The sequence below is a fragment of the Providencia sp. R33 genome, from assembly GCF_019343475.1.
GTDB lineage: Bacteria > Pseudomonadota > Gammaproteobacteria > Enterobacterales > Enterobacteriaceae > Providencia.
The window spans coordinates 3,958,410-3,982,872 of sequence record NZ_CP072453.1; the positions used below are offsets into that span (position 1 = coordinate 3,958,410).

The 24,463-nt window shown below is 43.8% G+C and carries 22 protein-coding genes; 10 read left to right on the forward strand and 12 right to left on the reverse strand.

Going from position 1 to position 24,463, the window contains the following annotated elements; translation table 11 throughout:
* The first annotated feature begins 136 nt into the window (after positions 1–136).
* Both J6836_RS18580 and poxB read left to right on the forward strand, forming a co-directional pair.
* Positions 137–1,108: a 3-oxoacyl-[acyl-carrier-protein] synthase III C-terminal domain-containing protein gene (locus J6836_RS18580; protein ID WP_219245345.1), complete on the forward strand. Its 972-nt coding sequence runs from the start codon at positions 137–139 to the stop codon at positions 1,106–1,108.
* 341 nt (positions 1,109–1,449) lie between these two features.
* The gene (gene poxB / locus J6836_RS18585; RefSeq protein WP_219245346.1) at positions 1,450–3,174 is read left to right on the forward strand and encodes a ubiquinone-dependent pyruvate dehydrogenase; all 1,725 of its coding nucleotides are present in this window, start codon (positions 1,450–1,452) and stop codon (positions 3,172–3,174) included.
* A gap of 66 nt (positions 3,175–3,240) precedes the next feature.
* Here poxB and J6836_RS18590 read toward each other — a convergent pair whose 3' ends face one another.
* A complete protein-coding gene (locus J6836_RS18590) occupies positions 3,241–4,140 on the reverse strand; it encodes a DNA-3-methyladenine glycosylase family protein (protein WP_219245347.1) in 900 nt (299 codons plus the stop codon).
* Between the two features lie 149 nt (positions 4,141–4,289).
* On the opposite strand from J6836_RS18590, the gene J6836_RS18595 reads away from it, so the two are divergent.
* The 3 genes from J6836_RS18595 to J6836_RS18605 are packed head-to-tail and all read left to right on the forward strand — an operon-like array spanning position 4,290 to position 5,709.
* Complete coding sequence (locus J6836_RS18595) at positions 4,290–4,799, forward strand: DUF2569 domain-containing protein (RefSeq protein ID WP_219245348.1); 510 nt, start codon at positions 4,290–4,292, stop codon at positions 4,797–4,799.
* A gap of 22 nt (positions 4,800–4,821) precedes the next feature.
* On the forward strand, positions 4,822–5,184 hold the full coding sequence (locus J6836_RS18600; protein WP_219245349.1) for a DUF488 domain-containing protein: 363 nt from the start codon (positions 4,822–4,824) through the stop codon (positions 5,182–5,184).
* Entirely contained in the window at positions 5,185–5,709 is a 525-nt protein-coding gene (locus J6836_RS18605) for a DUF2569 family protein (RefSeq protein WP_219245350.1), read from the forward strand.
* 35 nt (positions 5,710–5,744) lie between these two features.
* Here J6836_RS18605 and J6836_RS18610 read toward each other — a convergent pair whose 3' ends face one another.
* The 7 genes from J6836_RS18610 to J6836_RS18640 form a co-directional block, all read right to left on the reverse strand.
* Positions 5,745–7,316 carry an ATP-binding cassette domain-containing protein gene (locus J6836_RS18610; RefSeq protein ID WP_219245351.1) on the reverse strand — a complete coding sequence of 524 codons (1,572 nt, stop codon included), beginning with the start codon at positions 7,314–7,316 and terminating at the stop codon, positions 5,745–5,747.
* A gap of 285 nt (positions 7,317–7,601) precedes the next feature.
* Positions 7,602–9,092 carry a glycerol-3-phosphate dehydrogenase gene (gene glpD / locus J6836_RS18615; RefSeq protein WP_219245352.1) on the reverse strand — a complete coding sequence of 497 codons (1,491 nt, stop codon included), beginning with the start codon at positions 9,090–9,092 and terminating at the stop codon, positions 7,602–7,604.
* A gap of 392 nt (positions 9,093–9,484) precedes the next feature.
* Positions 9,485–10,243: a DeoR/GlpR family transcriptional regulator gene (locus J6836_RS18620; protein ID WP_004262881.1), complete on the reverse strand. Its 759-nt coding sequence runs from the start codon at positions 10,241–10,243 to the stop codon at positions 9,485–9,487.
* Positions 10,244–10,271: 28 nt separating this feature from the next.
* Complete coding sequence (gene glpG, locus J6836_RS18625) at positions 10,272–11,120, reverse strand: rhomboid family intramembrane serine protease GlpG (RefSeq protein WP_219245353.1); 849 nt, start codon at positions 11,118–11,120, stop codon at positions 10,272–10,274.
* Positions 11,121–11,136: 16 nt separating this feature from the next.
* Complete coding sequence (gene glpE / locus J6836_RS18630) at positions 11,137–11,460, reverse strand: thiosulfate sulfurtransferase GlpE (protein ID WP_219245354.1); 324 nt, start codon at positions 11,458–11,460, stop codon at positions 11,137–11,139.
* A gap of 86 nt (positions 11,461–11,546) precedes the next feature.
* Complete coding sequence (nfuA, locus tag J6836_RS18635; RefSeq protein ID WP_219245355.1) at positions 11,547–12,125, reverse strand: Fe-S biogenesis protein NfuA; 579 nt, start codon at positions 12,123–12,125, stop codon at positions 11,547–11,549.
* A 63-nt stretch (positions 12,126–12,188) separates the two neighbouring features.
* Positions 12,189–12,872, reverse strand: coding sequence for a DNA utilization protein GntX (locus J6836_RS18640; RefSeq protein WP_219245356.1), 684 nt, complete (start codon positions 12,870–12,872; stop codon positions 12,189–12,191).
* 46 nt (positions 12,873–12,918) lie between these two features.
* Between J6836_RS18640 and bioH the strand changes: the two genes are divergently transcribed.
* Positions 12,919–13,695 (forward strand): pimeloyl-ACP methyl ester esterase BioH, encoded by a 777-nt coding sequence (gene bioH / locus J6836_RS18645; RefSeq protein WP_219245357.1) that lies wholly within the window; start codon positions 12,919–12,921, stop codon positions 13,693–13,695.
* A gap of 26 nt (positions 13,696–13,721) precedes the next feature.
* Here the strand turns inward: bioH and J6836_RS18650 are convergent, their stop codons facing one another.
* The 4 genes from J6836_RS18650 to J6836_RS18665 all read right to left on the reverse strand — a co-directional run bounded on the left by J6836_RS18650 (position 13,722) and on the right by J6836_RS18665 (position 19,522).
* Entirely contained in the window at positions 13,722–13,955 is a 234-nt protein-coding gene (locus J6836_RS18650; protein ID WP_219245358.1) for a FeoC-like transcriptional regulator, read from the reverse strand.
* 292 nt (positions 13,956–14,247) lie between these two features.
* Positions 14,248–16,566 (reverse strand): Fe(2+) transporter permease subunit FeoB, encoded by a 2,319-nt coding sequence (gene feoB / locus J6836_RS18655; RefSeq protein WP_219245359.1) that lies wholly within the window; start codon positions 16,564–16,566, stop codon positions 14,248–14,250.
* Between the two features lie 29 nt (positions 16,567–16,595).
* Positions 16,596–16,826: a ferrous iron transporter A gene (feoA, locus tag J6836_RS18660; protein WP_047756225.1), complete on the reverse strand. Its 231-nt coding sequence runs from the start codon at positions 16,824–16,826 to the stop codon at positions 16,596–16,598.
* A 365-nt stretch (positions 16,827–17,191) separates the two neighbouring features.
* Positions 17,192–19,522, reverse strand: a complete 2,331-nt coding sequence (locus J6836_RS18665; protein ID WP_219245360.1) for a Tex family protein — start codon at positions 19,520–19,522, stop codon at positions 17,192–17,194.
* A 169-nt stretch (positions 19,523–19,691) separates the two neighbouring features.
* Between J6836_RS18665 and greB the strand changes: the two genes are divergently transcribed.
* The 4 genes from greB (at position 19,692) to pstS (ending at position 24,364) form a co-directional block, all read left to right on the forward strand.
* A complete protein-coding gene (gene greB / locus J6836_RS18670) occupies positions 19,692–20,177 on the forward strand; it encodes a transcription elongation factor GreB (protein ID WP_219245361.1) in 486 nt (161 codons plus the stop codon).
* Between the two features lie 114 nt (positions 20,178–20,291).
* A complete protein-coding gene (ompR, locus tag J6836_RS18675; protein ID WP_042847751.1) occupies positions 20,292–21,011 on the forward strand; it encodes an osmolarity response regulator transcription factor OmpR in 720 nt (239 codons plus the stop codon).
* On the forward strand, positions 21,008–22,339 hold the full coding sequence (gene envZ, locus J6836_RS18680; protein ID WP_219245362.1) for a two-component system sensor histidine kinase EnvZ: 1,332 nt from the start codon (positions 21,008–21,010) through the stop codon (positions 22,337–22,339). Before ompR ends, envZ begins: the two co-directional genes overlap by 4 nt.
* Positions 22,340–23,320: 981 nt before the next feature.
* Positions 23,321–24,364 carry a phosphate ABC transporter substrate-binding protein PstS gene (gene pstS, locus J6836_RS18685; protein ID WP_219245363.1) on the forward strand — a complete coding sequence of 348 codons (1,044 nt, stop codon included), beginning with the start codon at positions 23,321–23,323 and terminating at the stop codon, positions 24,362–24,364.
* Positions 24,365–24,463 lie beyond the last annotated feature (99 nt).

Below are 24,463 nucleotides of genomic sequence, written 5' to 3' on the forward strand. Positions count from 1 at the left end.
TGTTATTTGAGCCGATAATATACTAAATGAATAAATCGGCGTTTAAACTATAAAGTAATTAATAATCATAATGTTACGTTTATTTTTTTTGGGGGTTCTTCTATGCTGAATATTCTATGTATTTTGGGAGTACGAGATGAATACTTCAGTGAAAATATCTGCAATTAATGTTTATCATCCCTCAGAAGTTAGAGGTAATGATTATTTCATTGTGAGGCATCCAGAAATAGAAAATATAGCGAAGATGTTAGAGTCATTCGGCTGTGATAAACGTTATATTGCGGATCCGGCAAGTGAAAATGTCTTAACGATGTCAATTAATGCAGCTAAGCCTATTATTCAAGATGATAATATTGACATTATTCTTTTTGCATCCACAACGGTTGAATATATTTCACCCATCCATGCTATTCGCCTGCATGGAGAATTAAATATTAAGCATAGTTGTGTATGTATAGATATGAACAGTAATTGTTTAGGTATGATAACGATATTTGAGCAAGCCGCAATGATGTTAAAATCTAAAGTGTCTTATCGTAAGGCATTAATTGTTGCTTCTGATTTTTTTTCTCATTTTACTAATCCAAATGAATTAGTGCCTAATGCCTTAATGGGGGATGCCGCTGTTGCTATGGTACTGGAGAAGACGGAGGATAATTCAGGCGCTGGATTAATTGATAGCATGTATTTTACGGATAGTCAGTTTGTGGACACTATTGTCTACCCCCGCTATGGCGTTTCGCAATCTACAAATATGAAGACAGAAAAGCTTTATTGGAATAACTTTACGGGCGCTCAAAGTTTAGATTTTGCTATCGAGGGTATTAAATATCAACTTAAAAAACACCACATTAAATTACAAGATATTCGCTGCTTTTTCTTTTCTCAATTATCAAAAACGAATATAAAAAAGATACAACAAGGATTAAATATTTCTTGGGATAATATTGAGTATATAGGTGATGAATATGGTTACACAGGTGTAAATAGCCCATTTGTTGCCTATGCGAGTCGTTTGAAAAAAGGGTTACTTCATGATGGTGACTTGATTATTTTCTGGTCATTAGGTGCAGGTTATCAAACGGGTGTTTTACTATGGAAAGTATAATTTAAACATTCGAAAACTGATTAGATAATTATATCGCTCATTTTACGATATTCTTATTGTGTTGATTAATATTAACAATAGACTCTTAATTTATTCCGTTATTATCATCTTCTTTTGATAATAACGGAGGATTGTGTCGTTCTGTTTTATAATGGACTTGATGAGTAGGAATGAATAATTGACTTGGTTACAATCAAACAAATGACTGTAAATAAGTTTGATAATCAGAGAATGCAATAAAATTGAAAATAAATTTTATTGGGTTTCTAAAAGAGTACGTGCGGTATTTTAGTGAATAACAAGATAAGCGCGTATGACCTCCGACGAAGAAGAGTGCCATTATGAAAAAACAGAGTGTTGCATCCTATATTGCAAAAGTGCTTGATAATGCAGGTGTTAAACGTATTTGGGGCGTTACTGGGGATTCATTGAATGGCTTAACCGACAGTTTGCGCCGCCAAGGGGCGATTGAATGGTTAGGCACTCGTCATGAGGAAGTTGCTGCATTTGCCGCGGGCTCAGAGGCTCAGCTTACAGGGCAGTTAGCTGTTTGTGCTGGCTCTTGTGGGCCAGGAAATATGCATCTTATCAATGGATTATATGATTGCCACCGTAACCGAGTACCGGTATTAGCGATTGCGGCGCATATACCATCAAGCGAAATTGGCAGTAATTATTTCCAAGAAACACATCCAACAGAGCTATTTCGTGAATGTAGCCATTATTGTGAAATGGTGTCGAATCCAGAGCAAATCCAACAAGTGCTTGGCATTGCAATGCGCAAAGCAATCTTGAATAAAGGGGTATCCGTTGTTGTCATTCCGGGGGATATTGCATTAAAAGATGCGCCTGAGACCGCTAAAGACACATGGTATCAACCACAAGCTCCATTGATCATGCCACAGCGTTCAGAAATTGAACAATTAGCGCAAGCGCTGAATGAATCTAAAAATGTCACATTATTCTGTGGTAATGGCTGCGCAGGCGCACATGATGAAGTGATCAAACTCGCCGAAACCTTGAAAGCCCCAGTTGTTCATGCACTACGCGGGAAAGAACACATTGAATGGGATAATCCGTATAGTGTTGGGATGACAGGTTTAATCGGTTTTTCATCGGGTTACCATGCAATGATGAATGCTGACACTGTTGTGTTACTTGGAACACAATTCCCATACCGTCCTTTCTACCCGAATGATGCGAAAATTATTCAAATTGATATTAACGCAGGGAGCTTAGGGTCTCACTGCCATATCGATATGGGGCTGATTGGCGATATTAAAGCAACTTTGGATGCCTTGCAGCCACATCTACAAACTAAACAAGATAATAAACACCTTGAGGGTGCGTTGAAACATTACGAGGAAGCGCGTAAAGGGTTAGACGACCTTGCAAAACTAGGGCATGAAGGATTAATCCATCCGCAGTACTTGGCGACTAAAATTAGTGAACTGGCAGATGACGATGCAATCTTCACTTGCGATGTGGGCACACCAACGGTGTGGGCTGCGCGTTACTTGAAAATGAATGGTAAACGTCGTTTAATCGGTTCGTTTAATCACGGTTCGATGGCAAATGCGATGCCACAAGCCATTGGTGCTCAAGCGGTTGATAAAAAACGCCAAGTGGTTGCCATGTGTGGTGATGGTGGGTTTAGCATGTTAATGGGCGATTTTATTTCTCTCTCTCAAATGCAGCTACCGGTTAAAATTATCATTCATAACAATGGGGTACTGGGCTTTGTGGCGATGGAAATGAAGGTTGCAGGTTTCTTAACTGCTGGAACAGATTTGCATAATCCGAACTTCGCGGCGATTGCGAATGCAGCGGGTATTAAAGGTATTCGAGTCGAAAAAAGCGAAGATCTCGACGGTGCACTTAAAGAGGCTTTTGCCCATGATGGCCCTGTGGTGGTAGATGTCTTAACCGCAAAACAAGAGCTTTCAATGCCGCCAGAAATTGCTGCGCAAGAAGCAAAAGGTTTCAGCTTATATATGCTAAAAGCCATTATGAGCGGGCGCGGTGATGAAGTCGTTCAATTGGTGAAAACTAACTGGTTGCGTTAATACGGGCTGTTGGTTAACCAAGGAGCCCAATCATTGATTGGGCTTTTTTTCTTTATAGACAGCTAGTTAATAACCTGCCGCTGATTGATTACGCCATAAGTGGGCGGCAACGAGTGCTCGCCATGGTGAAAATTGCATCAGCCACTTTTCTGTTTCTTTAGCAGTCGGTTGTTCTTGGCTGGCTAATAATGTTTGCAAGTTACGCCTTACAGCCACATCACCATGCAAAGAACCATTGAGATAATTAAAGCCCCGTAAGAGCGCATAACTGACCGTCCAAGGGCCAATTCCTTTAATTTTGAGCAGTTGCTCTGTAAGCTCATCAGCATTGTCATGGGTGACTTGTACTGATAAATCAATCTGTTGGTTTTTAATTGCTTCGCATAGCGCCCTGAGTGCAACAATTTTTCCTAATGAAAAGCCTGCTTGCCGGAGTGTGCCATCACTGACTAAATCCACTTGTTGGATATCAGGAAAACACCAAATTCCCGATGAGTGCTGTATTCCCACAGCTTGTATAAATCGCCGGCGGATAGCGATAGCGGCATGAACACTAATTTGCTGTCCAATAATTGCCCATACTAAGGCTTCGAAAGCGTTAGAGGATTGATAAATTCTTAATCCTTTTTGTTTTTCAATCAGTTGACCAAGCGCTGGGTCTGTTAGGTAGAGCGTTTCAAATTCATTAACGGGTTGATGTAAGCCTAATAAGTGTTTCCCAAGGGTGCTGATTTCTGTTTCAGTTGGGAAAATATTGGAAGAATCAATATCCAAAGAAACGGTCGCTTGTTGGTTTTCAATCGCTAACTGAATTTTGGTTGGGTAGTTTTGCCAAATTAGGCCTTTTTGCAAACAATTATCGACAACAATCTCCGCCACATTCTGTTGGTCTCTTAAATGAAAGGCAAAAAAGTCCTCAGAGCGATAAGGTTGTGGGAGCGGTAAATTAACAGTAAATGTTTGCATTATGATGACCTTATAAGATTTTTCTTTAATCCCAATATATTGTGTATTAGCGTATTAAGTAACTCATATTTTAATGAACAAGTATGTTATCTTAATGAGATTGATTATTTCGTAAATAACATGGTGTTTATATTTAATAAGGAAGTGAAATGAAAACTGAAGATTGCAGTTCATCTCATAACCCTTCAATCCCTTCGAAGCCTGTACCTGAATTAACAGGGATTGGTGGTTGGCTAATTTTGCCTATGTTAGGGATTGTGCTATCCATTATTATTCTTCCATTTGCAATTTACGGGCAAAATATTCAGGTTATTGAGTACTGGGATGAGCTAACCAATCCTCAATTCGATACATTCATTCCCTTGTTTAAAGAACTTATTTATTTTGAGCTTTTAGGGAATGCGATTCTATACGCTTTATTACTTTTCTTGTGTTATGTCTTTTTTACGAAGAAAAAACTCACGATTAGAATTTACATTTTTTTCCAGCTATTTTCTTTAGTGTTGACTGTTTCAGATATTATACTGGCAGGCACATTATTAGATTTAGAAGTTGAAGCATCAGATATTCACGACATTCTTCGCGCTCTGATTGGCTGCGCAATTTGGATACCGTATTTTTTGGTTTCTAAGCGTGTAAAAAATACTTTTGTGAATTAAATACCGTCATAGAGGTGACATAATGATTTATTGCAAAAGAGTGTATGACTCAGCAACTGAAAATGATGGTTACCGTGTTTTGGCCGACAGGCTGTGGCCCAGAGGGATTAAAAAAACTGATCTACAGTGTGATGAATGGAATAAAGAAGTGGCTCCTTCTAATGAATTACGCAAATGGTTCCACCAACATACCGACCAATTCGAGCAGTTTGTGCAGCTATACCATGAAGAACTGAATAATACGCAGGCGTGGAAAACGTTAGTTGCACAGGCGCAACAAGGCAACTTGACGCTATTGTATAGCGCAAAAAATACAGAACATAATCAAGCGATTGTACTCAAAGAATACATTGAAGAAAAAATACAGGATAAAAAGGTTCGTTAAATGGAGAATTCTCAACCCACTGTTCAATTAGAGCAGGTTGCTGCGCAAGTTGTCCCACAGCCTGCGCCGAAAAAATCGCTTGAAGGGCTAGGGGGTTGGTTGATTTGGCCAGTCATTGGGCTGTTTTATATGTTGTATAAAATGGTCATGATGCTAATGCAAGACATCTCCCAAGTGAAAACAGTCTGGCCGCTTGCCACGCGGGTTGATTCCGACTTTTATGTGCCTGGGTTTTCAACGGCTTATTATCTGTTACAAACGGGTTATGGGGTGCTCATTGCATTGCTACTGTGGGCCTTCATCGCGGCAGTTAAATGGAAAAAAAGTGCGAAGTGGTTATTTATCATAACCATGTTGTTATACACCTTGATGGTGTTTGTTGCCCGCTTTGTCTTCCCTTATACATTTGGTATGGAAATTAATTACTCAAACGTTATCGCAGCGATTAATGGCAGCTTCTATTGTGTGTTATGGATACCGTATTTTTTAGTCTCTAACCGCGTCAAAAACACGTTTATTCGCTAAAAATTAACCACCTTCCTTGAAGGTGGCTCTCAATTCTATTCACCAGAAAGATTTAATGTATGGGTAATATTGCAGCGCTCAATAAAGGCGTCATCATGGGAAACCAGTAGCAATGTACCTTGGTAATGATTCAATAAATCCTCCAGTAACTGCTTCGATTCTAAATCCAGATGGTTATCTGGTTCGTCGAGTAACAAAATCGCAGGTGGGTTTGGGCTATGAGTCAGGGCTAATAATGTGGCTTTGAGCTGTTCGCCGCCGCTCAATTGTTGTAATGGCAACAAGGATTTATCACCTCTAATCCGTAGCATACCCAGTTGTGTCCGCCACTGTTCAACAGTAAATGAGGGTTGGTATTGATGTAAAGCTTCACCTACTGGTAGCGTTTTATCGAGCAAGTTTAAGTGCTGATCTAAATAACAAAAATGGCCACTTAAACGAGATTCACCTGATTGGGCTTGGAGATGCCCAGAAAGCACCTTAAGTAAGGTGGATTTACCACAACCATTATCACCTTGAATATGCCAATGTTCCCCACTGTATACGGTGAATGACAGCGGTGATAAATGGCCATAGGGTAAGCAAAGATCTGAAGCGAAAACTGTCACTTTTTTCCCCTCGCTCTGGTAGTCAATCACCATTTTTTGCTGCTTAGTATGGTGTATTTTCTCTTGGTTTTCTTGTTGTTGGCCTTGCAAGTTATCCATCACTCGCTGATGACGTTCAGCAACATTAGACTGCCTTTTTTCCGCACGGTTTTTCTGCATATCGAGTAGCAATAAGGATTGAGAACCACCATAACGGATTTTTTCTCCCTGCTTTTTCCGCTGAGCGGCCTTTTGCAACGTGGCCTGTTGCTGCTTTTTCTCTTGGTTAATGCGCTTTTCTAAACGCTCAGCTTGAGCATCAATCGCGGCAATTTCGAAATTCTTCTGGGTGTCATATAACCCATAATTTCCCCCATATTCCTGCAAGCCTTTTTCGGTGAGCTCAAAAATGGTTGCCATTTCATTTAACAGTGCTCGGTTATGAGAGATAACAAGGCTACCCGCTCGGTGCTCAGTCAGTTTTTGGCTTAGCCACTGACGGCTAGTCGCATCCAAATGGTTATCTGGTTCATCAAGCAGTAAGAAGCTATCTTGCTGTAAAAAGGCACGGCATAGGGCAAGGCGTGTGCGTTCGCCACCGCTAAGATGGGCGATAGGGGTGTCCATCGAAATGGGTAACCGAGCGGAATCCAATAAACTTTGCCATTGAGATGGTAAATGCCATTTGTCGTCTACTTGCTCAAAATCGCGCTGTGAGCCATTACCTGATTCAATGCGAGAAAAAGCATGATACAGCTCCGTAATACCTAAAGCATCAATCAGCGTTTCACCTGCTAAGCGGGTGAGCTGATTAATATGGATAAAGGGCATATTCCAATGCACATTCCCCTGTGTAGGCGGTAGAACTTGAGCAAGCAGCTTCATAAGCACCGATTTACCTCGCCCATTATGACCAATTAAGGCATTTTTTTGGCAAGATAACGTCCCGCTTAAAGGAGGAAACAGGGCGGTTTGGTTAAATTCGATATTCAGTTGTGAAAAGTGACACGCAATTGTCATAGGCACCTCCAAAAATAAAGAGTGCAGACAACGTCGTTGACTTATCAAGAAGCGTCGATGAATAGCGTTGCCTGCCAGGAACAGAAAAATGAATACCAAGGCGGTATTGGGAAATATTTTCTGGCAGTGCTTAATTCATCGTAGGGAGTACCTGCTAAGTTAAATGATAGGATAAAAGACGTGCATATTATAGGCAAAGAAAATCAATTTAAGCAACCTATAGGCTTTAAATATAAAAAAGCCAGTCACTTGACTGGCTTTGTACTAACAACGAGATTTTTACGATTATGCAGAGGTATGCTCTGACAACCATTGTGCAATGCGCTGTTTTTCTGAATCATTCAGCCACATGCCCAATTTAGTACGACGCCAGATGGCATCATCTAATTCTGTTACCCACTCATTTTTCACTAAGTAACGCAGTTCGGCTTCATAGACGTTGGCACCGAATGATTCACCGAGATCGCTGAGCGAATTCGCGCCGTCTAAAATGAGTTTGCTGTTGCTGCCGTAAGTTCTTGCATAACGCAGGGCGATGCCTTCTGGAAGCCATTGATAATGTTGGCGTAATACGCGTGCATAACCATCACGGTCACAACCTTCGATATCACCACCCGGTAATTGACCATTTTTAGTCCACGGGCTACCTGCGTTCGGGTAGTAAGTGGCGAGTTTATTCACTGCGGCTTCAGCTAATTTACGGTAAGTAGTTAATTTACCACCGAATACAGACAGTAACGGTGCTTGCCCTTGCTCATCGTGAATATCTAATGTGTAGTCACGGGTAATCGCTTGTGGTGAGTCAGATTCATCATCACACAATGGGCGAACCCCTGAGTAATCCCATACCACATCTTCAACCGTTAACTGTTTTTTGAAGTGGTCGTTATACACTTTAAGCAAATAGCTGACTTCTTTATCATCAATCTTGACGTCTTTTGGATCGCCCTTGTATTCCACATCCGTTGTACCGATGATTGAGAACTCATCCATCCATGGAATAACAAAGACAATGCGGTTATCTTCGTTTTGCAGGATGTAAGCTTGCGGTTCATCGTGAGCACGTGGAACAACAATATGGCTACCTTTGATTAAGCGAATGCCATATGGCGATTTTAATTTCAAACCATCGTCAAAGAATTCTTTGACCCATGGACCCGTCGCATTAACCAGTCCTTTCGCTTTCCACGTATGAGTTTCGCCCGTACGTAAGTCTTGTGCCTCAACGACCCATAAGCCATTTTCACGATAAGCACGCGTTACTTTTGTGCGAGTACGAACTTCACCATGCTTACGTACCACTTCTTGAGCGTTTAGAACAACTAAACGCGCATCATCAACCCAGCAGTCAGAGTATTCAAACCCTTTGGTTAACTCAGGTTTCAAGACAGAGTTCTGGTTGAACTTTAAGCTTTTACTGCTTGGTAGGCTTACACGTTTACCTAAATGGTCATAAAGGAACAGGCCAATACGGATCATCCAAGCTGGGCGTAAATGAGGTTGGTGCGGTAAACGGAAACGCATTGGAAACGCAATATGCGGTGCCAGTCGTAATAGGACTTCGCGCTCAGCCAGTGCTTCACTGACTAATCTGAATTCATAATGTTCGAGGTAGCGTAAGCCACCGTGGATCAGCTTTGAACTCGCTGATGAGGTTGCACTCGCTAAGTCTTGAGCTTCGAGCAGTAATACCGATAATCCACGACCTGCAGCATCAGCTGCAATACCAGCGCCGTTGATCCCGCCGCCGATGACAATCAAGTCTTTAGTTTCCATGCATCCCCCTGAGATGTTCGAAACACTTTCAATAATGTTCGTTTTCGCTCATTTGATTGTAATCAAATTCCATTAGTATGCCAACTAATAATGAAGAAAAATAACAACTGCGTGATGTCGATAACAAATTTCATACACGTCATTCTTCCCACCACAGCGTTGCTGGCCGCACTTGCTAACCCTAGTCACGTACTTGTTGTACGCTCCTAGGGCTTAGCTTCATTTACCGCCTAGCTGTGATGAGAATTATTTTGTGTATAACGCGTTAGTTAAATAATGATTAGAAACGAATTGAGAAATAGAAAGAAAAATAGGGGGATTGTGAAGAACGGCGATATTCAAAAACATGATAGCAGCGCAAGGGCACTGCCATCATGAACCTAATGATTTGATTAGCAAAGTTCGAGCTGGACGTTATGTTGCTCAATCACTTTGAGAATGCTGTCTGGTGGTTGTTTGTCGGTAAATAAATAGTCGATTAAATTCATATTACCGAGGTTGACCATCGCATTACGGCCAAATTTAGAGTGATCGGTGACTAGCATCACGCAGCGTGAATTCTCAATAATTGCGCGCTTAGTACGCACTTCATGATAATCGAACTCCAGTAGCGAGCCGTCCATGTCAATGCCGCTAATACCGAGGATGCCGTAATCCAATCTAAATTGAGAGATAAAATCGAGGGTGGCTTCACCCACAATGCCACCATCACGCGAGCGTACTTCACCCCCCGCTAAAATTAAGCGAAAGTCTTCTTTTGGCATCAGTAACGTGGCAACGTTAAGGTTATTGGTTACCACACGCAGGTTTTTATGGTTAACCAACGCATGGGCAACGGCTTCAGGTGTCGTCCCGATATCAATAAATAACGTCGCGCCATCAGGAATTTGGCTAGCGACATGCTGCGCAATACGGGCTTTTTCGTCTGACCACATGATTTTACGGTCATTATACGCCGCGTTTACGGAGCTTGAAGGCAGTGCTGCGCCACCGTGGTGCCGCTGAATTTTATTTTGCTCAGCGAGGTCATTGAGGTCTCGTCGAATGGTTTGAGGGCTAACCTCAAAGTGCTCGACAAGTTCTTCAGTACTGACATATCCCTGAAGACGCACAAGTTCAACGATTGCATCATGTCTCTGGGTTTGTTTCACAGCGTTAGCCTCTAATTATTAAAATGTATTATCTGGAGCTCTGGTGTTTTATAAAACTGTGCCTATTATCCCACACTCCCATCAATAAGCCGATAATTAACCCTGAAGTGTGTGCGGCATTAGCAATATGCATACCTAAAATATCGAAGTAACCGAAAAAGAGCCAGATAATTGAGAAGATCATTAACCCTCGGGGGACATTCACACCGCTTTCTGGGTTGCGCTCACCCGTCAACCACACGTAGCTGACCAAGGCATAAACGACACCCGATAAGCCCCCAAAGTTGTTTTCGCTAAACAGCGATTGCCCCCAGTTACTAAACAGGGCGGAGACTAATAAAATGGTAAAGAGCTTCCCTGTTCCTAGCTTGCGTTCAACTTGGCCTGCCAGAAACCACCATAGCGCAAGGTTAAACCCAATATGCGACAATGAGAAATGGACAAATGCAGGGCTTATCCAACGCCAAAGTTCGGATTGTTGGTCGCCAATTGGCCACGCTAAGTAACGCAATACTTCCCGCGCATCGGTCATTTCTACCCAAAGATATACAATAATCGATAGCAGAATAACAGCAATTGTTAGTGGGCCCGATTGTTCTTTTAGGTAGCCCCAAGTGAGGAAATTGCGGTATTGAAATTGCGTATCGGCATTACCTGTTTGCCAACTGGCAGCAAGGTAGCGTGGGTCATTAGGGTTTTGTAGGAAAGTATCAAGTTCTTGACGGACTTGATTAAGAAATTGGTCATCTTCCAACCAAAGTTCATATAGCGCTTGTTCTTGAGATGGCTGAAGGCTTAAATGAATATTTTGCCCTGCCATATAGTCAACAAATGCCTGCGCCATTCTTGGGTTAGCAAAGGAAGTGATGTGGATCATGAATGCGTTTTCTCGTCTAGAGCGCCGTGACGGCTTGTGGATATTCCCTTAACCAGGCTTCAAACCCGCCATTAATGCTGTAAACAGATTCATAGCCGATATTGATAAGATACTGTGCTGCGCCTTGGCTGCTGTGCCCGTGGTAGCACATAACCATAACGGGTTGTTCATAATCCGTTTGTTCTAAAAATTGGCTCAGCGACTCATTGGTGAGGTGATAAGCGCCGCTGGCATGACCTGCGCGGAAGCTTTGTGGATCACGTACATCAACAAGTACGGCAGTGCTTTCCAACCAATGTTGATAAGCTTGCTCTGGTGTTAGTGTCTCAAAATGGTCCATAAAATACCGAATATAGTGGGGAACCCCCATAAAAAACGAATTCGGCACCTGTAAGCAGAAAAACAGGTGCCAGATGTTAGTGGCAATTAGTAGAAAGAGTGCTCGCCACGTTGGTGTTCAGTCAGGTCTTTAACGCCTTTTAGCTCACCATCAAACATTTTCAGTAATTCTTTTTCGATACCTTCTTTTAAGGTGACATCGACCATAGAACAACCGTTACAACCACCGCCAAATTGCAGGATAGCAAAGCCTTCATCGGTAATTTCCATCAGGGAAACACGACCGCCGTGGCTGGCTAATTGCGGGTTAATTTGTGACTGTAAAACGTACTCAACACGCTCGATTAATGGTGCATCGTCAGAGACTTTGCGCATTTTCGCGTTTGGTGCTTTAAGAGTTAGTTGTGAGCCCAGCTGGTCGGTAACGAAATCAATTTCCGCTTCTTCCAAGAAAGGTGCGCTAATTTCATCAACATAAGCAGATAATTTCTCGAACTTCAGTTCCTTATCTGTTGCTTCAACGGCACCCGGTGGGCAGTATGACACGCCACACTCAGCTGTCGGTGTACCTGGGTTGATGACAAATACACGGATTTGGGTTCCTGGCTCTTGAGTTTCCAACAACTTGGCAAAATGAGCCTGTGCTGCTTCAGTAATATTAATCATAATCATTTGCTCAATAATAGTTGACTGCTTTAGTTGGTTATAATACGCCCATTTACCCCTTTCCTACAAGGTGCGACAGAGTGACCACGCATCAACAGTGCGTGCACCCGCACAAATCAACAATTGTGCCGCCGCATTCATTGTCGAACCTGTCGTGATAACATCATCAAGAATAGCGACATGTAGGCCAGAAACCGCAGTTTCTAAGGTAAATGCTCCCTTTAGGTTTTTTCGGCGATGTTCACGTTTTAGTGTAATCTGCGCCAGTGTACCACGACTACGGAGTAATGAATTTTGCGAATAGGGGATATTTAACCATCTGGATAAATTTTCGCCTATTAATGCCATGTGGTCAAATCCTCGCCACCATAATCGGTGGCGATGCAAGGGAATGGTGACGATGAGATCGGGTTTTTGCCATGTATTTTCACGGTAACCCCGCAGCCAAAACAAAACAAAAATGCGCGCTAAAGCAAAAGCGAGCTGAGATTGTTGATTAAACTTAAAGTGATGAATAAGCTTACGTAATGGGTTTTTATAGGGTGTGACGGTAATCAAACGTTGCCAAGCAGGGGGCTGTTTTAAGCAGCGACCACAGTGCAGCATATCGAGTTCGCTGGGTAATGCGCAGCGTGGGCAGCACTTCGGCATGGTTGGTAAGCCTTTAAGGCAAAAGCTGCAAATGCTTTGGCTGCTTAAGTTAAGTGATTGATGGCAAAGCCAACACGCCCCTTCCATTGATAGCATGATGATATTCCGTTAAAAATGTTGATTGAATAAAGAGAGTGTAACCATGGCAAAGCTATATTGGCAGACCGTCGGCGAAGGAAAACAAGATCTTGTGTTGCTGCACGGATGGGGGTTGAATGCGCAAGTTTGGCAAACCATTATTCCTCGAATCGCTTCGCATTTTCGTGTTCATCTCGTTGACTTGCCAGGCTATGGCCGAAGCCAAGATTTTGCACCAATGAACATTCAATCCATGGCGGATATTCTGTGGGAACACGCCCCGAAAAACGCCATTTGGTTAGGGTGGTCGCTGGGGGGGTTAGTTGCCAGTCGCATTGCACTGGATCACCCTTATGAAGTTCAAGGCCTGATCACCGTGGCATCTTCCCCTTGCTTTAAAGCCGATGGAAACTGGGCGGGTATTCGGCCCGAAGTGTTATTGGGCTTTGAGCAGCAGCTTGCCGCGGATTTTCATCGCACTGTCGAACGCTTTTTAGCGTTGCAAACCTTAGGCACAGAAAGCGCCCGCAATGATGCGCGTACCTTAAAATCGGTGGTGCTTGAACAACCTATCCCAACGGTGGAAACGTTAAATGCAGGGCTTGAATCATTACGAACAGAAGATTTACGAGAAGAATTAAAAAGCCTACCAGTACCGTTCTTACGGATTTATGGTTACCTTGATGGCCTTGTGCCTCGTAAGATGGTGCCTGTATTGGATGAGCTTTACCCAAACTCCCCGTCCGTTATTATGCGCAATAGCGCCCATGCGCCGTTTATTTCACATCCCGATGAGTTTTGTGAATATTTGCTGGATTTTCAAAGCCGATTGGAAGAGTAAAAATAGTAAGCCACTGAGGTTGTGGCTTACTTTATCTTATAAACAAAATGGGCGCAGTCGGTGCTTTCTGGGCAGCCTTTGCAGCTAGGGCCCGTTAAGCAGGCGCTCATATCTACCTGCTCAATTTTCCCCAAGCTTTCCAACTTTTCCACCATCGCTTTTATCATTGGCGTTGGGGTTTTGAGTTGTTCGCTGAGTAACGCGATGTCAGCTTGCCCGTATAAAGCAATCAAATCTCTTACTTGCAGCAAGCTGATCATCGTTTAGTCCTTCATGTATAGGGGCTGTTTATCTTTGCTGCTGATTTTTACCGCTAAAAACGGTTAAAAAACAACTAAAACAATGGATAAATGTGTCAATCAAGCTGACCGACTACTTATTTGTGTTAAATACAGAGCTTAAATGCTGCCCTACGGGTTCGATTAAAGCGCGTTTCACTCATTTGATGCGGCGTTGAGAGGATCTTGCCTAGTTTACTAGGCGGCGAACCTCTCGCCTTGCCTAAAATGGCTTTAATTCGAATAAAAATTGGCCATTAAATATAAACAGCCCCTAATGGCATGCAGTGTTCGAGCAGCCAGAGCACTGCTGTGCGGTTTTGCTTTTAATATTCAACGTCACGCGGCTACGTATGCGGCGCAGGAACATGAACAGGGCAATATTAAATACCACAACAGCGATGATGGTAATTAAGCTACTTTGCGGGTGCTCACTAAACGTCGCGGTTTGGTAAAACAGCGCTGACAGGCTATAGGCCACATTCAGTCCCCAGAAGATGGAGAAACTCATCCAGCTTTTGTTTGTTTCGCGAGCAATCGCCCCCATGACTGACACACAAGGCACATACAGTAAGACGAAAATCAGGTAGCTATAGGCGGCAATACCAGTGCCAAATTTCGCTGCCATGGTGCCCATTGAGCCTGATTCCATTTCACCATCACCTTTGCTGGCTTCGATTGGGTTTGATAACGCGCTTAAGGTAAAGGTGCCTTTTAAGCTATCCCATGTTTCAGAGACCGCATCTTCCAGTTCTTCCCATAAGTTGAAAGATTCTGCATCGAACGGCTCTGAGGTAATCGCTTCGGCGGTATACAGGGTGTTTAACGTCCCAACAACTACTTCTTTTGCCATCGCACCGGTAATCAAGCCCACGGTTGCTTGCCAGTTGTCGGCATGAACACCGATTGGCTGCAATGCAGGGGTGATCACTTTACTGACGGAAGCCAGAGCGGAATCATTGATGTTATCAACGGGTTTACCGGAGAACGAGAAGCTATTGAGCGCGCCGATAAAGATACTCGCCACGACGATGACTTTACCTGCACGCACCACGAAGCCTTTTAAGCGTTGCCACGTTTGAATTAACAACGTTTTGACGTGTGGCACGTGGTACACCGGCAATTCCATCACGAATGGCGATGCTTCACCACGCATAAGGGTGTGTTTGAGTAAAAGCCCCGTGAGGATAGCCACAACAATCCCTAAAATATACAGAGAGAACACGACACTCGCGCCATTTTTACCAAAGAAGGCTGCGGCAAATACCGCAAAGATTGCCAGCCTTGCACCGCAAGACATAAACGGCGCCATCAGAACGGTAATTAGCCTTTCACGTGGGGCATCAAGGGTACGAGCGCCCATAATCGATGGGACGTTGCAACCAAAGCCGACGATTAATGGAACAAACGATTTGCCCGGTAGACCCAACGCCTGCATTAATCTGTCCATCACAAAAGCCGCACGAGCCATATAGCCAGAGTCTTCAAGGATGGAGAGGAATAGGTACATCATCCCGATTTGTGGCACCAATGGCAGAACGGTATTAATACCGCCGCCGACACCTTGTGCGAGGAATATTGTGAGCCAATCAGGGAAACTGAAATAGGCACCAACCCACTGAATACCATGGATAAATATCGCCTCAGAAGCCCCTTCAAAGAACGGCTGAAGTGCCCCACCAATATTGATGGCAAGGACAAACATTAGGTACATCACAAATAAGAAAATCGGTACGCCTAACCAGCGGTTGAGGATAAATCTATCTAGTGATTGTGTGAGTCGGTTAGGTTCAGCCGCACTATTGTTGATCGCCGCTTGGCAGATGGTTGCAATAGATTGATAACGCGCATCAGCAATCAGCAGTTCAGGTTCTTCATTCAATGTTTCATTGAGCTGTTGGCGAGTTGTTTGTAATTGCGTTTCCGAAATTTCAGCACGCTGACGGCTATAAATATCCCCTTCTAGAATTTGCAGGGCTAACCAGCGGCGCTGTTGTTGGCTAAATTGTTGTGCTGAAATTTGTTCAGATAATGAATCAACAGCTTGTAATAGCTGTGGTGGATATTCAACAAGGGCTTTTTGGTTATTTTGCGGGTGAGTATCAATGGCTTTTTTCAGTTTATCAATGCCCGTTGCACGGGTTGAAACCATTGGGATCACAGGGCAACCCAGTTGTTTTTCCAGCTCAGCAATATCGATATCTATGTGCTGGCTTTGGGCAATATCCAACATATTCAGAGCGACAATGCATGGGACGCCTAACTCAATTAATTGCAATGTCAGGTAGAGGTTGCGTTCTAAGTTAGACGCATCCACAACGTTAATCAGCATGTCGGCTTCGCCACTTAAAATAAAGTAGCAGGCGATTTGTTCGTCGAGGGAAGTCTGTTCAGAAATGGTGGTGAGCGAGTAAGTACCGGGGAGGTCGACAAGCTCAATTTTGTGGTCATCCGTATGGAAGCGGCCAACTTTGCGCTCAACGGTGACGCCAGCCCAGTTACCGACGCGCTGTCTTGATCCTGTTAGCTGGTTAAAAAGGGTTGTTTTACCTGCATTGGGGTTACCAATTAAGCCGATAGTCAATCGTTTCATAGTGTTTGCCAATAATCAAAAAAGAAGACTTAAGCGGTAGGCGCTTCATCAAGGTTTAGTAGGGCGAGATCCTTTTTACGTAGCACTAAGCTGACGCGGTGGGTTTCTATTTGCACAGGATCGCCAAAAGGCGCTAAACGCACCACTTTAAAAACGGAGCCCGGTAATAAACCGAGAGACAATAATTTTTGTCGGTATGCAGGGCTTATCTCAGGGGAAAAGCCCAAAATTTTGTAACTGCATTGAGGAAGTATAGCCATAGTGTCTTCCTATTTTCTTCCTAATGATTCAATTCATAATGATACTGATAATTATTGTTAGAAAAGTTTCTATCTACAAGTAAAATACTGAGAAAAGCAAAAATAAATCTAATTAACAATGAGAATCATAATCATCCACCTTTTGTTATATTTAGCCTCTTTTTTCGTCAATTTGACTTGATGTGGATCAACGAAGCATGGAGTTAGCGGTGTTTTTTTAGATAGTGATGGGATAAGGCGGAAAGAATTAATCGGATTGGTTTTTAAACAATACATTTAGTTTGCTTATTAATTTAGCAGTGAAGATATTTCTAGTGAATACTAAATACCCCAATGAATTTATTGGGGTATTTAGCTTAATCAGATTACTTTTTTTTGCCAAATGCAGCAGCAAGGGCGTCGCTCATGGCACTGTTGCCTGATGAATTATCGTTTTGGCGTGAGTTGCCACGAGGTGCAGGGGATTTACGTGCGTTTTTATCTTGTGCAGGTGCAGCTTTACGAGGTGCGCTGTTGGAATCACCTGCTTGTTCGTCCAAGCGCATGGTGAGGGCGATACGCTTGCGGGCAATATCCACATCCAACACTTTTACTTTCACAATATCGCCAGCTTTCACCACTTTATGTGGGTCTTCGACGTAACTATTGGAGAGTGAAGAGATATGCACTAAGCCATCTTGGTGCACGCCGATATCCACAAATGCACCAAAGTTGGTCACGTTGGTCACTGCACCTTCTAATATCATGCCAGAAACGAGGTCATTCATCGTTTCCACGCCTTCAGCAAAGGTGGCTGTTTTAAACTCAGGACGTGGGTCACGACCTGGTTTTTCTAACTCTTTGATAATATCTGTAACCGTTGGGACACCAAACTGCTCTGTTGTGAAATCACGCGGGCTCAGCGCGTTGAGCGCTTGTGAATTACCCATGATGTCTTTCAGTGGCTGGCGGACGGTTTGCAGAATTTTTTCAACGATAGGGTAAGCTTCAGGGTGAACCGTTGACGCATCCAGTGGGTTCTCGCCATTAGTGATACGCAGAAACCCAGCGCACTGTTCAAAGGCTTTAGGCCCAAGGCGTGCCACTTTCAGTAACTGTTTACGGTCATTGAATTGGCCGTTTTCATCGCGCCAATCAACCACGTTCTGTGCGATCATTTTGCTCAGGCCTGCAACGCGAGTCAGCAAGGCAACTGAGGCGGTATTTAAGTCCACACCTACCGAGTTTACACAGTCTTCAACAACGGCATCCAGTTTACGGGCGAGTTGAGTTTGGCTGACATCATGTTGGTATTGGCCTACCCCGATAGATTTCGGGTCTATTTTAACCAGCTCAGCCAGCGGGTCTTGCAGACGGCGGGCAATCGATACAGCGCCACGTAATGACACATCCAAGGTTGGGAATTCTAGCGCAGCCAGTTCAGAGGCGGAGTACACTGACGCACCCGCTTCACTGACAATCACTTTTTGCGCAGTCACTTCAGGGTATTGTTTTTGCACTTCTGCAAAGAAGCGCTCCGTTTCACGGGAAGCGGTACCGTTACCAATTGCCACTAATTCCACGTTATGTTTCTGGCACAGTGCGGCCACGATGGTTGCCGCTTTTGCTGCTTGGCCAGTGTGTGGGTAGATTGTGTCGGTGGCAATAAGTTTCCCTGTCGCATCCACGACAGCAACTTTTACCCCAGTACGCAGGCCCGGATCGAGGCCCATAGTAGCACGCATACCTGCGGGTGCTGCCATCAGTAAGTCACTGAGATTGCGGGCAAAAACGTTAATCGCTTCTTCTTCGGCTTTTTCGCGCAAAGAACTCATCACTTCCGTTTCTAAGTGTAGTAAGACTTTGACGCGCCATGTCCAACTGATCACCGCTTTGCGCCATTGGTCAGCAGGGGCGTTGTTCAAACGGACATCTAAGTGGCGAGTAATAATTTCTTCGCAATAACTTTCTTTTGGTGGCTCATCGAATTGAGGGTCACAATTTAACGAAAGCTGTAAAACCCCTTCGTTGCGACCGCGGAACATGGCCAGTGCTCGGTGTGAAGGCACTTGTGAAACAGGTTCGTGATGCTCGAAGTAATCGCTAAATTTGACGCCTTCTGCTTGTTTACCTTCTGCAACGACGGAAACAAGGTGGGCATTTTTCCAAATATAGTCACGAACTTTGGCTAATAAGGCTGCATCTTCGGCGAAACGCTCCATCAGGATATAACGTGCGCCATCTAAGGCCGCTTTCACATCAGCAACGCCTTTATCTGCATCGACGTAAGTTTGTGCGAGTGCTTCAGGAGATTGGCTTGGGTCTGTCCACAACGTATCCGCTAATGGCTCAAGTCCCGCTTCAATGGCGATTTGCCCACGAGTACGACGTTTCGGTTTGTAAGGTAAGTACAGGTCTTCAAGTTCGGTTTTGTTAAGCGTGGTATTAATTGCAGAAGCCAATTCTGGCGTGAGTTTCCCTTGCTCTTCAATCGATTTGAGAATGGTTTGCTTACGGCCGTTTAGTTCACGTAAGTACCCTAAGCGGCTTTCTAGCTGGCGAAGCTGAGTATCGTCCAACCCTCCGGTAACCTCTTTACGGTAACGCGCGATAAACGGGACAGTATTGCCTTCATCCAATAACGTGATGGCAGAAAAAACCTGTTTCGGTTGGGCTTGCAGTTCAGCTGCAATGATTTGGCTTAGAGTTTCATTCATGTCGTGTTTAAATACCTACTGAAAGAACAGTTAAAAAATTTACTGCACTGTTATACTTGGTGGTAGCGAGAATTTCCAGATTGAATTTCGGTCTATTGGTAGGAAAGTCTCAGATTATATTCTATAAAATATTATAATTATTGTTTTCTTTGACTAATATTCTAAGGTTATGGCGAAAAGTCTATTAATAACGCGTGAAGGTTGGGATGCGCTCGACCAAGAGCTAAAGTATCTGTGGAAAGAGGAACGGCCTAGAGTCACTCAATCCGTGTCAGAAGCTGCGGCACAAGGGGATCGTTCAGAAAATGCAGAATATATTTATGGTAAAAAAAGGCTGCGTGAGATAGACCGACGTATTCGTTTTTTATCCAAAAGGTTAGATCAACTCAGGATTATCGAGCCCGATCCTCGCCAAGAAGGCCGTGTCTTTTTTGGGGCATGGGTTAAACTTGAAGATGATAATGAAAATATCAGAATATTCCGCATTGTCGGTGCAGACGAGTTTGACCCTGCAAAACAATGGATTTCAATTGACTCACCCGTTGCTCGCGCCCTGATTGGCAAGCAGGTCGATGATGAAATTACGGTGAATACGCCGGGCGGTGAAGTCACCTATTTTGTGTTAGATATAAGCTATAAGCCACTAACCGACTGAAGTGTAAAATGATTCATTAAATCTATGGTTAGTGGTAAATTAGTGAACATTAAACGTGTTTTTGTTCACATTTAGAACAATAATTTGAAAGATGCACATCTTGAGGGCTACAAAATGCAGGAAAGTTATAAAGTTCTTGTCGTCGATGATGATATGCGTTTACGTGCACTGCTGGAGCGTTACCTCACTGAACAAGGCTTTCAGGTAAGGAGTGCTGCAAACGCTGAACAAATGGACAGGATCCTGACGAGGGAATCTATTCATCTGATCGTGTTAGATTTAATGCTTCCGGGTGAAGATGGTTTATCAATTTGCCGTCGTTTACGTAGCCAAAATAACCCAATTCCTATCATTATGGTCACGGCGAAGGGTGAAGAAGTTGACCGTATCGTTGGTTTAGAAATCGGTGCGGATGACTATATTCCAAAACCGTTTAACCCACGTGAATTGCTTGCACGTATTCGTGCGGTATTACGTCGTCAAGCGAATGAATTACCGGGTGCGCCATCTCAAGATGATGCAGTGATTACCTTTGGTAAATTTAAACTGAATCTCGGAACGCGTGAAATGTTCCAAGGTGATGAAAATATGCCATTGACCAGCGGTGAGTTCGCGGTATTAAAAGTGTTGGTTTCTTACCCAAGGGAACCGTTATCTCGTGACAAGCTGATGAGCTTAGCGAGAGGCCGCGAGTACAGTGCGATGGAGCGTTCTATCGACGTTCAAATTTCACGCTTGCGTCGTATGGTTGAAGAAGACCCAGCGCACCCACGTTATATTCAAACAGTTTGGGGCTTGGGCTATGTGTTTGTTCCGGATGGAAGTAAAGCATGAAGCGACTGAGGTTCTCTCGACGTAGTACATTTTCTCGCTCGTTGTTCTTGTTTGTTGCGCTGCTGTTCGCCAGTTTAGTGACCAGCTACATGGTTGTATTGAATTTTGTTGTGATGCCAAGCTTACAGCAATTCAATAAAGTCCTTGCGTATGAAGTAAGAACATTGATGACCGAGAAAATGGTGCTGCAAGATGGAACCTCAGTGCGGGTTTCCCCCGCTTTGCGTAAGAAAATCTACAACGAATTAGGTATTACGTTCTATGCCCACTCAGCTGCAATGGAAGAGGGGCTGAACTGGGCTAAAGAGTATGATTTTCTGAGCGACCACATGTCGCAATACTTAGGTGGAAAGGCGAGTGTTCATCTTGAACTTGGCCGTGAGTATCCGATCTTGTGGTTAACATCTTACCTCGCCCCCGATATTTGGGTGCGAGTTCCCCTGACCGAAATTGGTCAAAATCAATTTTCCCTTGTTTTCAGATATACCTTAACCATTTTCCTCACAATTTTTGCGGGGGTATGGCTGTATATCCGCTACCAAAACAAGCCATTGCTTGAATTGGAGTACCATGCAGGGGAGGTCGGAAAGGGCTTTGTTTTGCCCCCAATGCAAGAAAAGGGGGCAACGGAAGTTAGAGCCGCAATTCGGTCTTTTAATCACATGGCCGCAGGGATCAAAACCCTAGAAAATGACCGAACTGTCTTGATGGCAGGGGTCAGTCATGACTTAAGAACACCGCTAACCCGGATTCGCTTAGCGACAGAAATGATGAGCCCAGAAGACAGCTATCTGGCGGAGTCTATCAATAAAGATATTGAAGAGTGTGACGCGATTATCGGCCAATTCATGTCTTACTTGAAAACAGGACAAGAGATGGATATGGAGTTCTGCGACCTCAACGCTATCTTAATGGAAGCGGTCAACTCAGAAAGCAATGTTATCGGCGAAATCGAAACGGCGTTAGAACCGGGCTCAATGGTCGTGAACGGTAACCCGCTAGCGATTAAGCGTGCAATCACCAATATGATTGTGAACGCTTATCGTTATGGGAATGGCTGGATCAAAGTGAGCAGCGGTAAAACTGAGGATTTTGTCTGGTTCCAAGTGGAAGATGATGGTGCAGGTATCAAAGAAGAAGATATACACCGCTTGTTCCAACCCTTTGTACAAGGTGAAAAAGCACGCAGTAATACGGGAACTGGCTTAGGGCTAGCGATTATACGCCGTATAGTGGATGCCCATGAAGGGAGTATAGAGATCCACAAAAGTGAGCGTGGCGGGTTTGCGATTAGGGCTCTTCTCCCCCTCAAAGAAAAAGAAGACTAAATACTCTTCACACTTTGCACCGCAGCGTTGTTGGCTGCGCTCGGCTACTCGAGTCACATACTTGTGTATGCTCCCCGAGATACCCTTACTTGGCCGCCTAGCTGCGGCACAAATTGTTTTGAGTATTATCTGTATTTAGCTAAATACACTTCACACATTGCACCGCAGCGTTGTTGGCTGCGCTCGGTTACTCGAGTCACATACTTGTGTATGCTCCCCGAGATATCCTTACTTGGCCGCCTAGCTGCGGCACAAATTGTTTTGAGTATTATCTGTATTTAGCTAAATACACTTCACACATTGCACCGCAGCGTTGTTGGCTGCGCTCGGCTACTCGAGTCACATACTTGTGTATGCTCCCCGAGATACCCTTACTTGGCCGCCTAGCTGCGGCACAAATTGTTTTGAGTATTATCTGTATTTAGCTAAATACACTTCACACATTGCACCGCAGCGTTGTTGGCTGCGCTCGGTTACTCGAGTCACATACTTGTGTATGCTCCCCGAGATACCCTTACTTGGCCGCCTAGCTGCGGCACAAATTGTTTTGAGTATTATCTGTATTTAGCTAAATACACTTCACACTTTGCGCTACAGCGTTGTTGGCTGCGCTCGGTTACTTGGGTCACATACTTGTGTATGCTCCCCGAGATACCCTTACTTGGCCGCCTATCGATAACTTGAACTATTTAGCGCTATCCTTTTTTGCCTAGACTAAAAATATTTTCGCTTTTATGACAGTCTGTCATTTTTCTTTTTCAAACTTATCTTGATATGATATTTTTCTAACTAATTGAATTTAAATTATTTTTATTTTTATCCTGCCTGATTTTATCTCTTCCTCAGTGAAAAAATAATCAATTGTCATAAAACTGTCATAAAAACGACATGTTGTCGTAACTAAATTGTCCTATTTTTCCTACCGTGACATACACCCAACAATTTTATACTTGATTGTTTCTATACATCCCCGGAGGGATTATGAAAATGACGCGTACCACCTTAGCAAGCGTAATGGCAGCAACTTTATCTCTGACTGCAATGTCTTCTTTTGCTGCTACCAGCCTGACCGGAGCTGGCGCGACCTTCCCTGCTCCTGTCTATGCGAAGTGGGCAGACTCTTATCAGAAAGAAACAGGTAATAAAGTGAACTATCAGGGGATCGGTTCTTCTGGTGGTGTAAAACAAATTAATGCAAGAACCGTTGATTTTGGTGCGTCTGATGCACCATTGACTGACGAAAAATTAAAAGAAGATGGCCTGTTCCAATTCCCTACCGTTATCGGTGGTGTGGTACTGGCGGTTAACGTAAAAGGCATCGAGTCAGGCCAACTGACTTTAGATGGCAACACATTAGGTGATATCTATTTGGGTAAAATCACCAAATGGAATGACCCGGCTATTGCAAAATTAAACCCGAAAGTGAGCTTACCAGACCAAACTATTGCAGTGGTAAGACGTTCTGACGGTTCAGGTACCACATTCGTCTTCACAAGCTACTTAGCAAAAGTCAGCACAGGTTGGAAAGATGAAATCGGTGCGGGTTCAACCGTTAACTGGCCGAAAAACAGCGTAGGCGGTAAAGGTAACGACGGTGTTGCTGCATTCGTACAACGTCTGCCAGGCTCTATCGGTTATGTTGAATATGCTTACGCAAAACAAAATAATCTTGCGTATACTAAGTTAGTTTCTGCGGATGGCGAAGCGGTATCACCAACGGGTGAAAGCTTCAGCGCAGCAGCGAAAAAAGTTGACTGGTCTAAGTCGTTTGCACAAGACCTGACTAACCGTGACGGCGCGAACGCATGGCCAATCACGTCAACGACGTTCATCTTAGTACACAAAGAACAAGCCAATGCTGAGAAAGGCAAAGCGGTTCTCGACTTCTATAACTGGGCGTACGATAAAGGCGGCAAACAAGCAGAAGCACTGGATTACGCCGTGTTACCAAAAGAAGTTGTGACAGCTGTTCGTGCAGCATGGAAAACAGAAATTAAAGATAGCCAAGGTAAAGCATTGTTCTAATGCGCCTCGGGTTGGAAATGGCGGGTAAGCACTGAGGAACAGGACTTACCCGCTCATTGTTGTAACGCAATCCTACAAACCAAGTAGGAATGGAAAGAG

Coding starts and splice junctions, on each gene's coding strand:
- J6836_RS18580 (WP_219245345.1), top strand. CDS start 137: ATGAATACTTCAGTGAAAATATCTGCAATTAATGTTTATCATCCCTCA.
- poxB (WP_219245346.1), top strand. CDS start 1,450: ATGAAAAAACAGAGTGTTGCATCCTATATTGCAAAAGTGCTTGATAAT.
- J6836_RS18590 (WP_219245347.1), bottom strand. CDS start 4,140: ATGCAAACATTTACTGTTAATTTACCGCTCCCACAACCTTATCGCTCT.
- J6836_RS18595 (WP_219245348.1), top strand. CDS start 4,290: ATGAAAACTGAAGATTGCAGTTCATCTCATAACCCTTCAATCCCTTCG.
- J6836_RS18600 (WP_219245349.1), top strand. CDS start 4,822: ATGATTTATTGCAAAAGAGTGTATGACTCAGCAACTGAAAATGATGGT.
- J6836_RS18605 (WP_219245350.1), top strand. CDS start 5,185: ATGGAGAATTCTCAACCCACTGTTCAATTAGAGCAGGTTGCTGCGCAA.
- J6836_RS18610 (WP_219245351.1), bottom strand. CDS start 7,316: ATGACAATTGCGTGTCACTTTTCACAACTGAATATCGAATTTAACCAA.
- glpD (WP_219245352.1), bottom strand. CDS start 9,092: ATGGAAACTAAAGACTTGATTGTCATCGGCGGCGGGATCAACGGCGCT.
- glpG (WP_219245353.1), bottom strand. CDS start 11,120: ATGATCCACATCACTTCCTTTGCTAACCCAAGAATGGCGCAGGCATTT.
- glpE (WP_219245354.1), bottom strand. CDS start 11,460: ATGGACCATTTTGAGACACTAACACCAGAGCAAGCTTATCAACATTGG.
- nfuA (WP_219245355.1), bottom strand. CDS start 12,125: ATGATTAATATTACTGAAGCAGCACAGGCTCATTTTGCCAAGTTGTTG.
- J6836_RS18640 (WP_219245356.1), bottom strand. CDS start 12,872: ATGCTATCAATGGAAGGGGCGTGTTGGCTTTGCCATCAATCACTTAAC.
- bioH (WP_219245357.1), top strand. CDS start 12,919: ATGGCAAAGCTATATTGGCAGACCGTCGGCGAAGGAAAACAAGATCTT.
- J6836_RS18650 (WP_219245358.1), bottom strand. CDS start 13,955: ATGATCAGCTTGCTGCAAGTAAGAGATTTGATTGCTTTATACGGGCAA.
- feoB (WP_219245359.1), bottom strand. CDS start 16,566: ATGAAACGATTGACTATCGGCTTAATTGGTAACCCCAATGCAGGTAAA.
- feoA (WP_047756225.1), bottom strand. CDS start 16,826: ATGGCTATACTTCCTCAATGCAGTTACAAAATTTTGGGCTTTTCCCCT.
- J6836_RS18665 (WP_219245360.1), bottom strand. CDS start 19,522: ATGAATGAAACTCTAAGCCAAATCATTGCAGCTGAACTGCAAGCCCAA.
- greB (WP_219245361.1), top strand. CDS start 19,692: ATGGCGAAAAGTCTATTAATAACGCGTGAAGGTTGGGATGCGCTCGAC.
- ompR (WP_042847751.1), top strand. CDS start 20,292: ATGCAGGAAAGTTATAAAGTTCTTGTCGTCGATGATGATATGCGTTTA.
- envZ (WP_219245362.1), top strand. CDS start 21,008: ATGAAGCGACTGAGGTTCTCTCGACGTAGTACATTTTCTCGCTCGTTG.
- pstS (WP_219245363.1), top strand. CDS start 23,321: ATGAAAATGACGCGTACCACCTTAGCAAGCGTAATGGCAGCAACTTTA.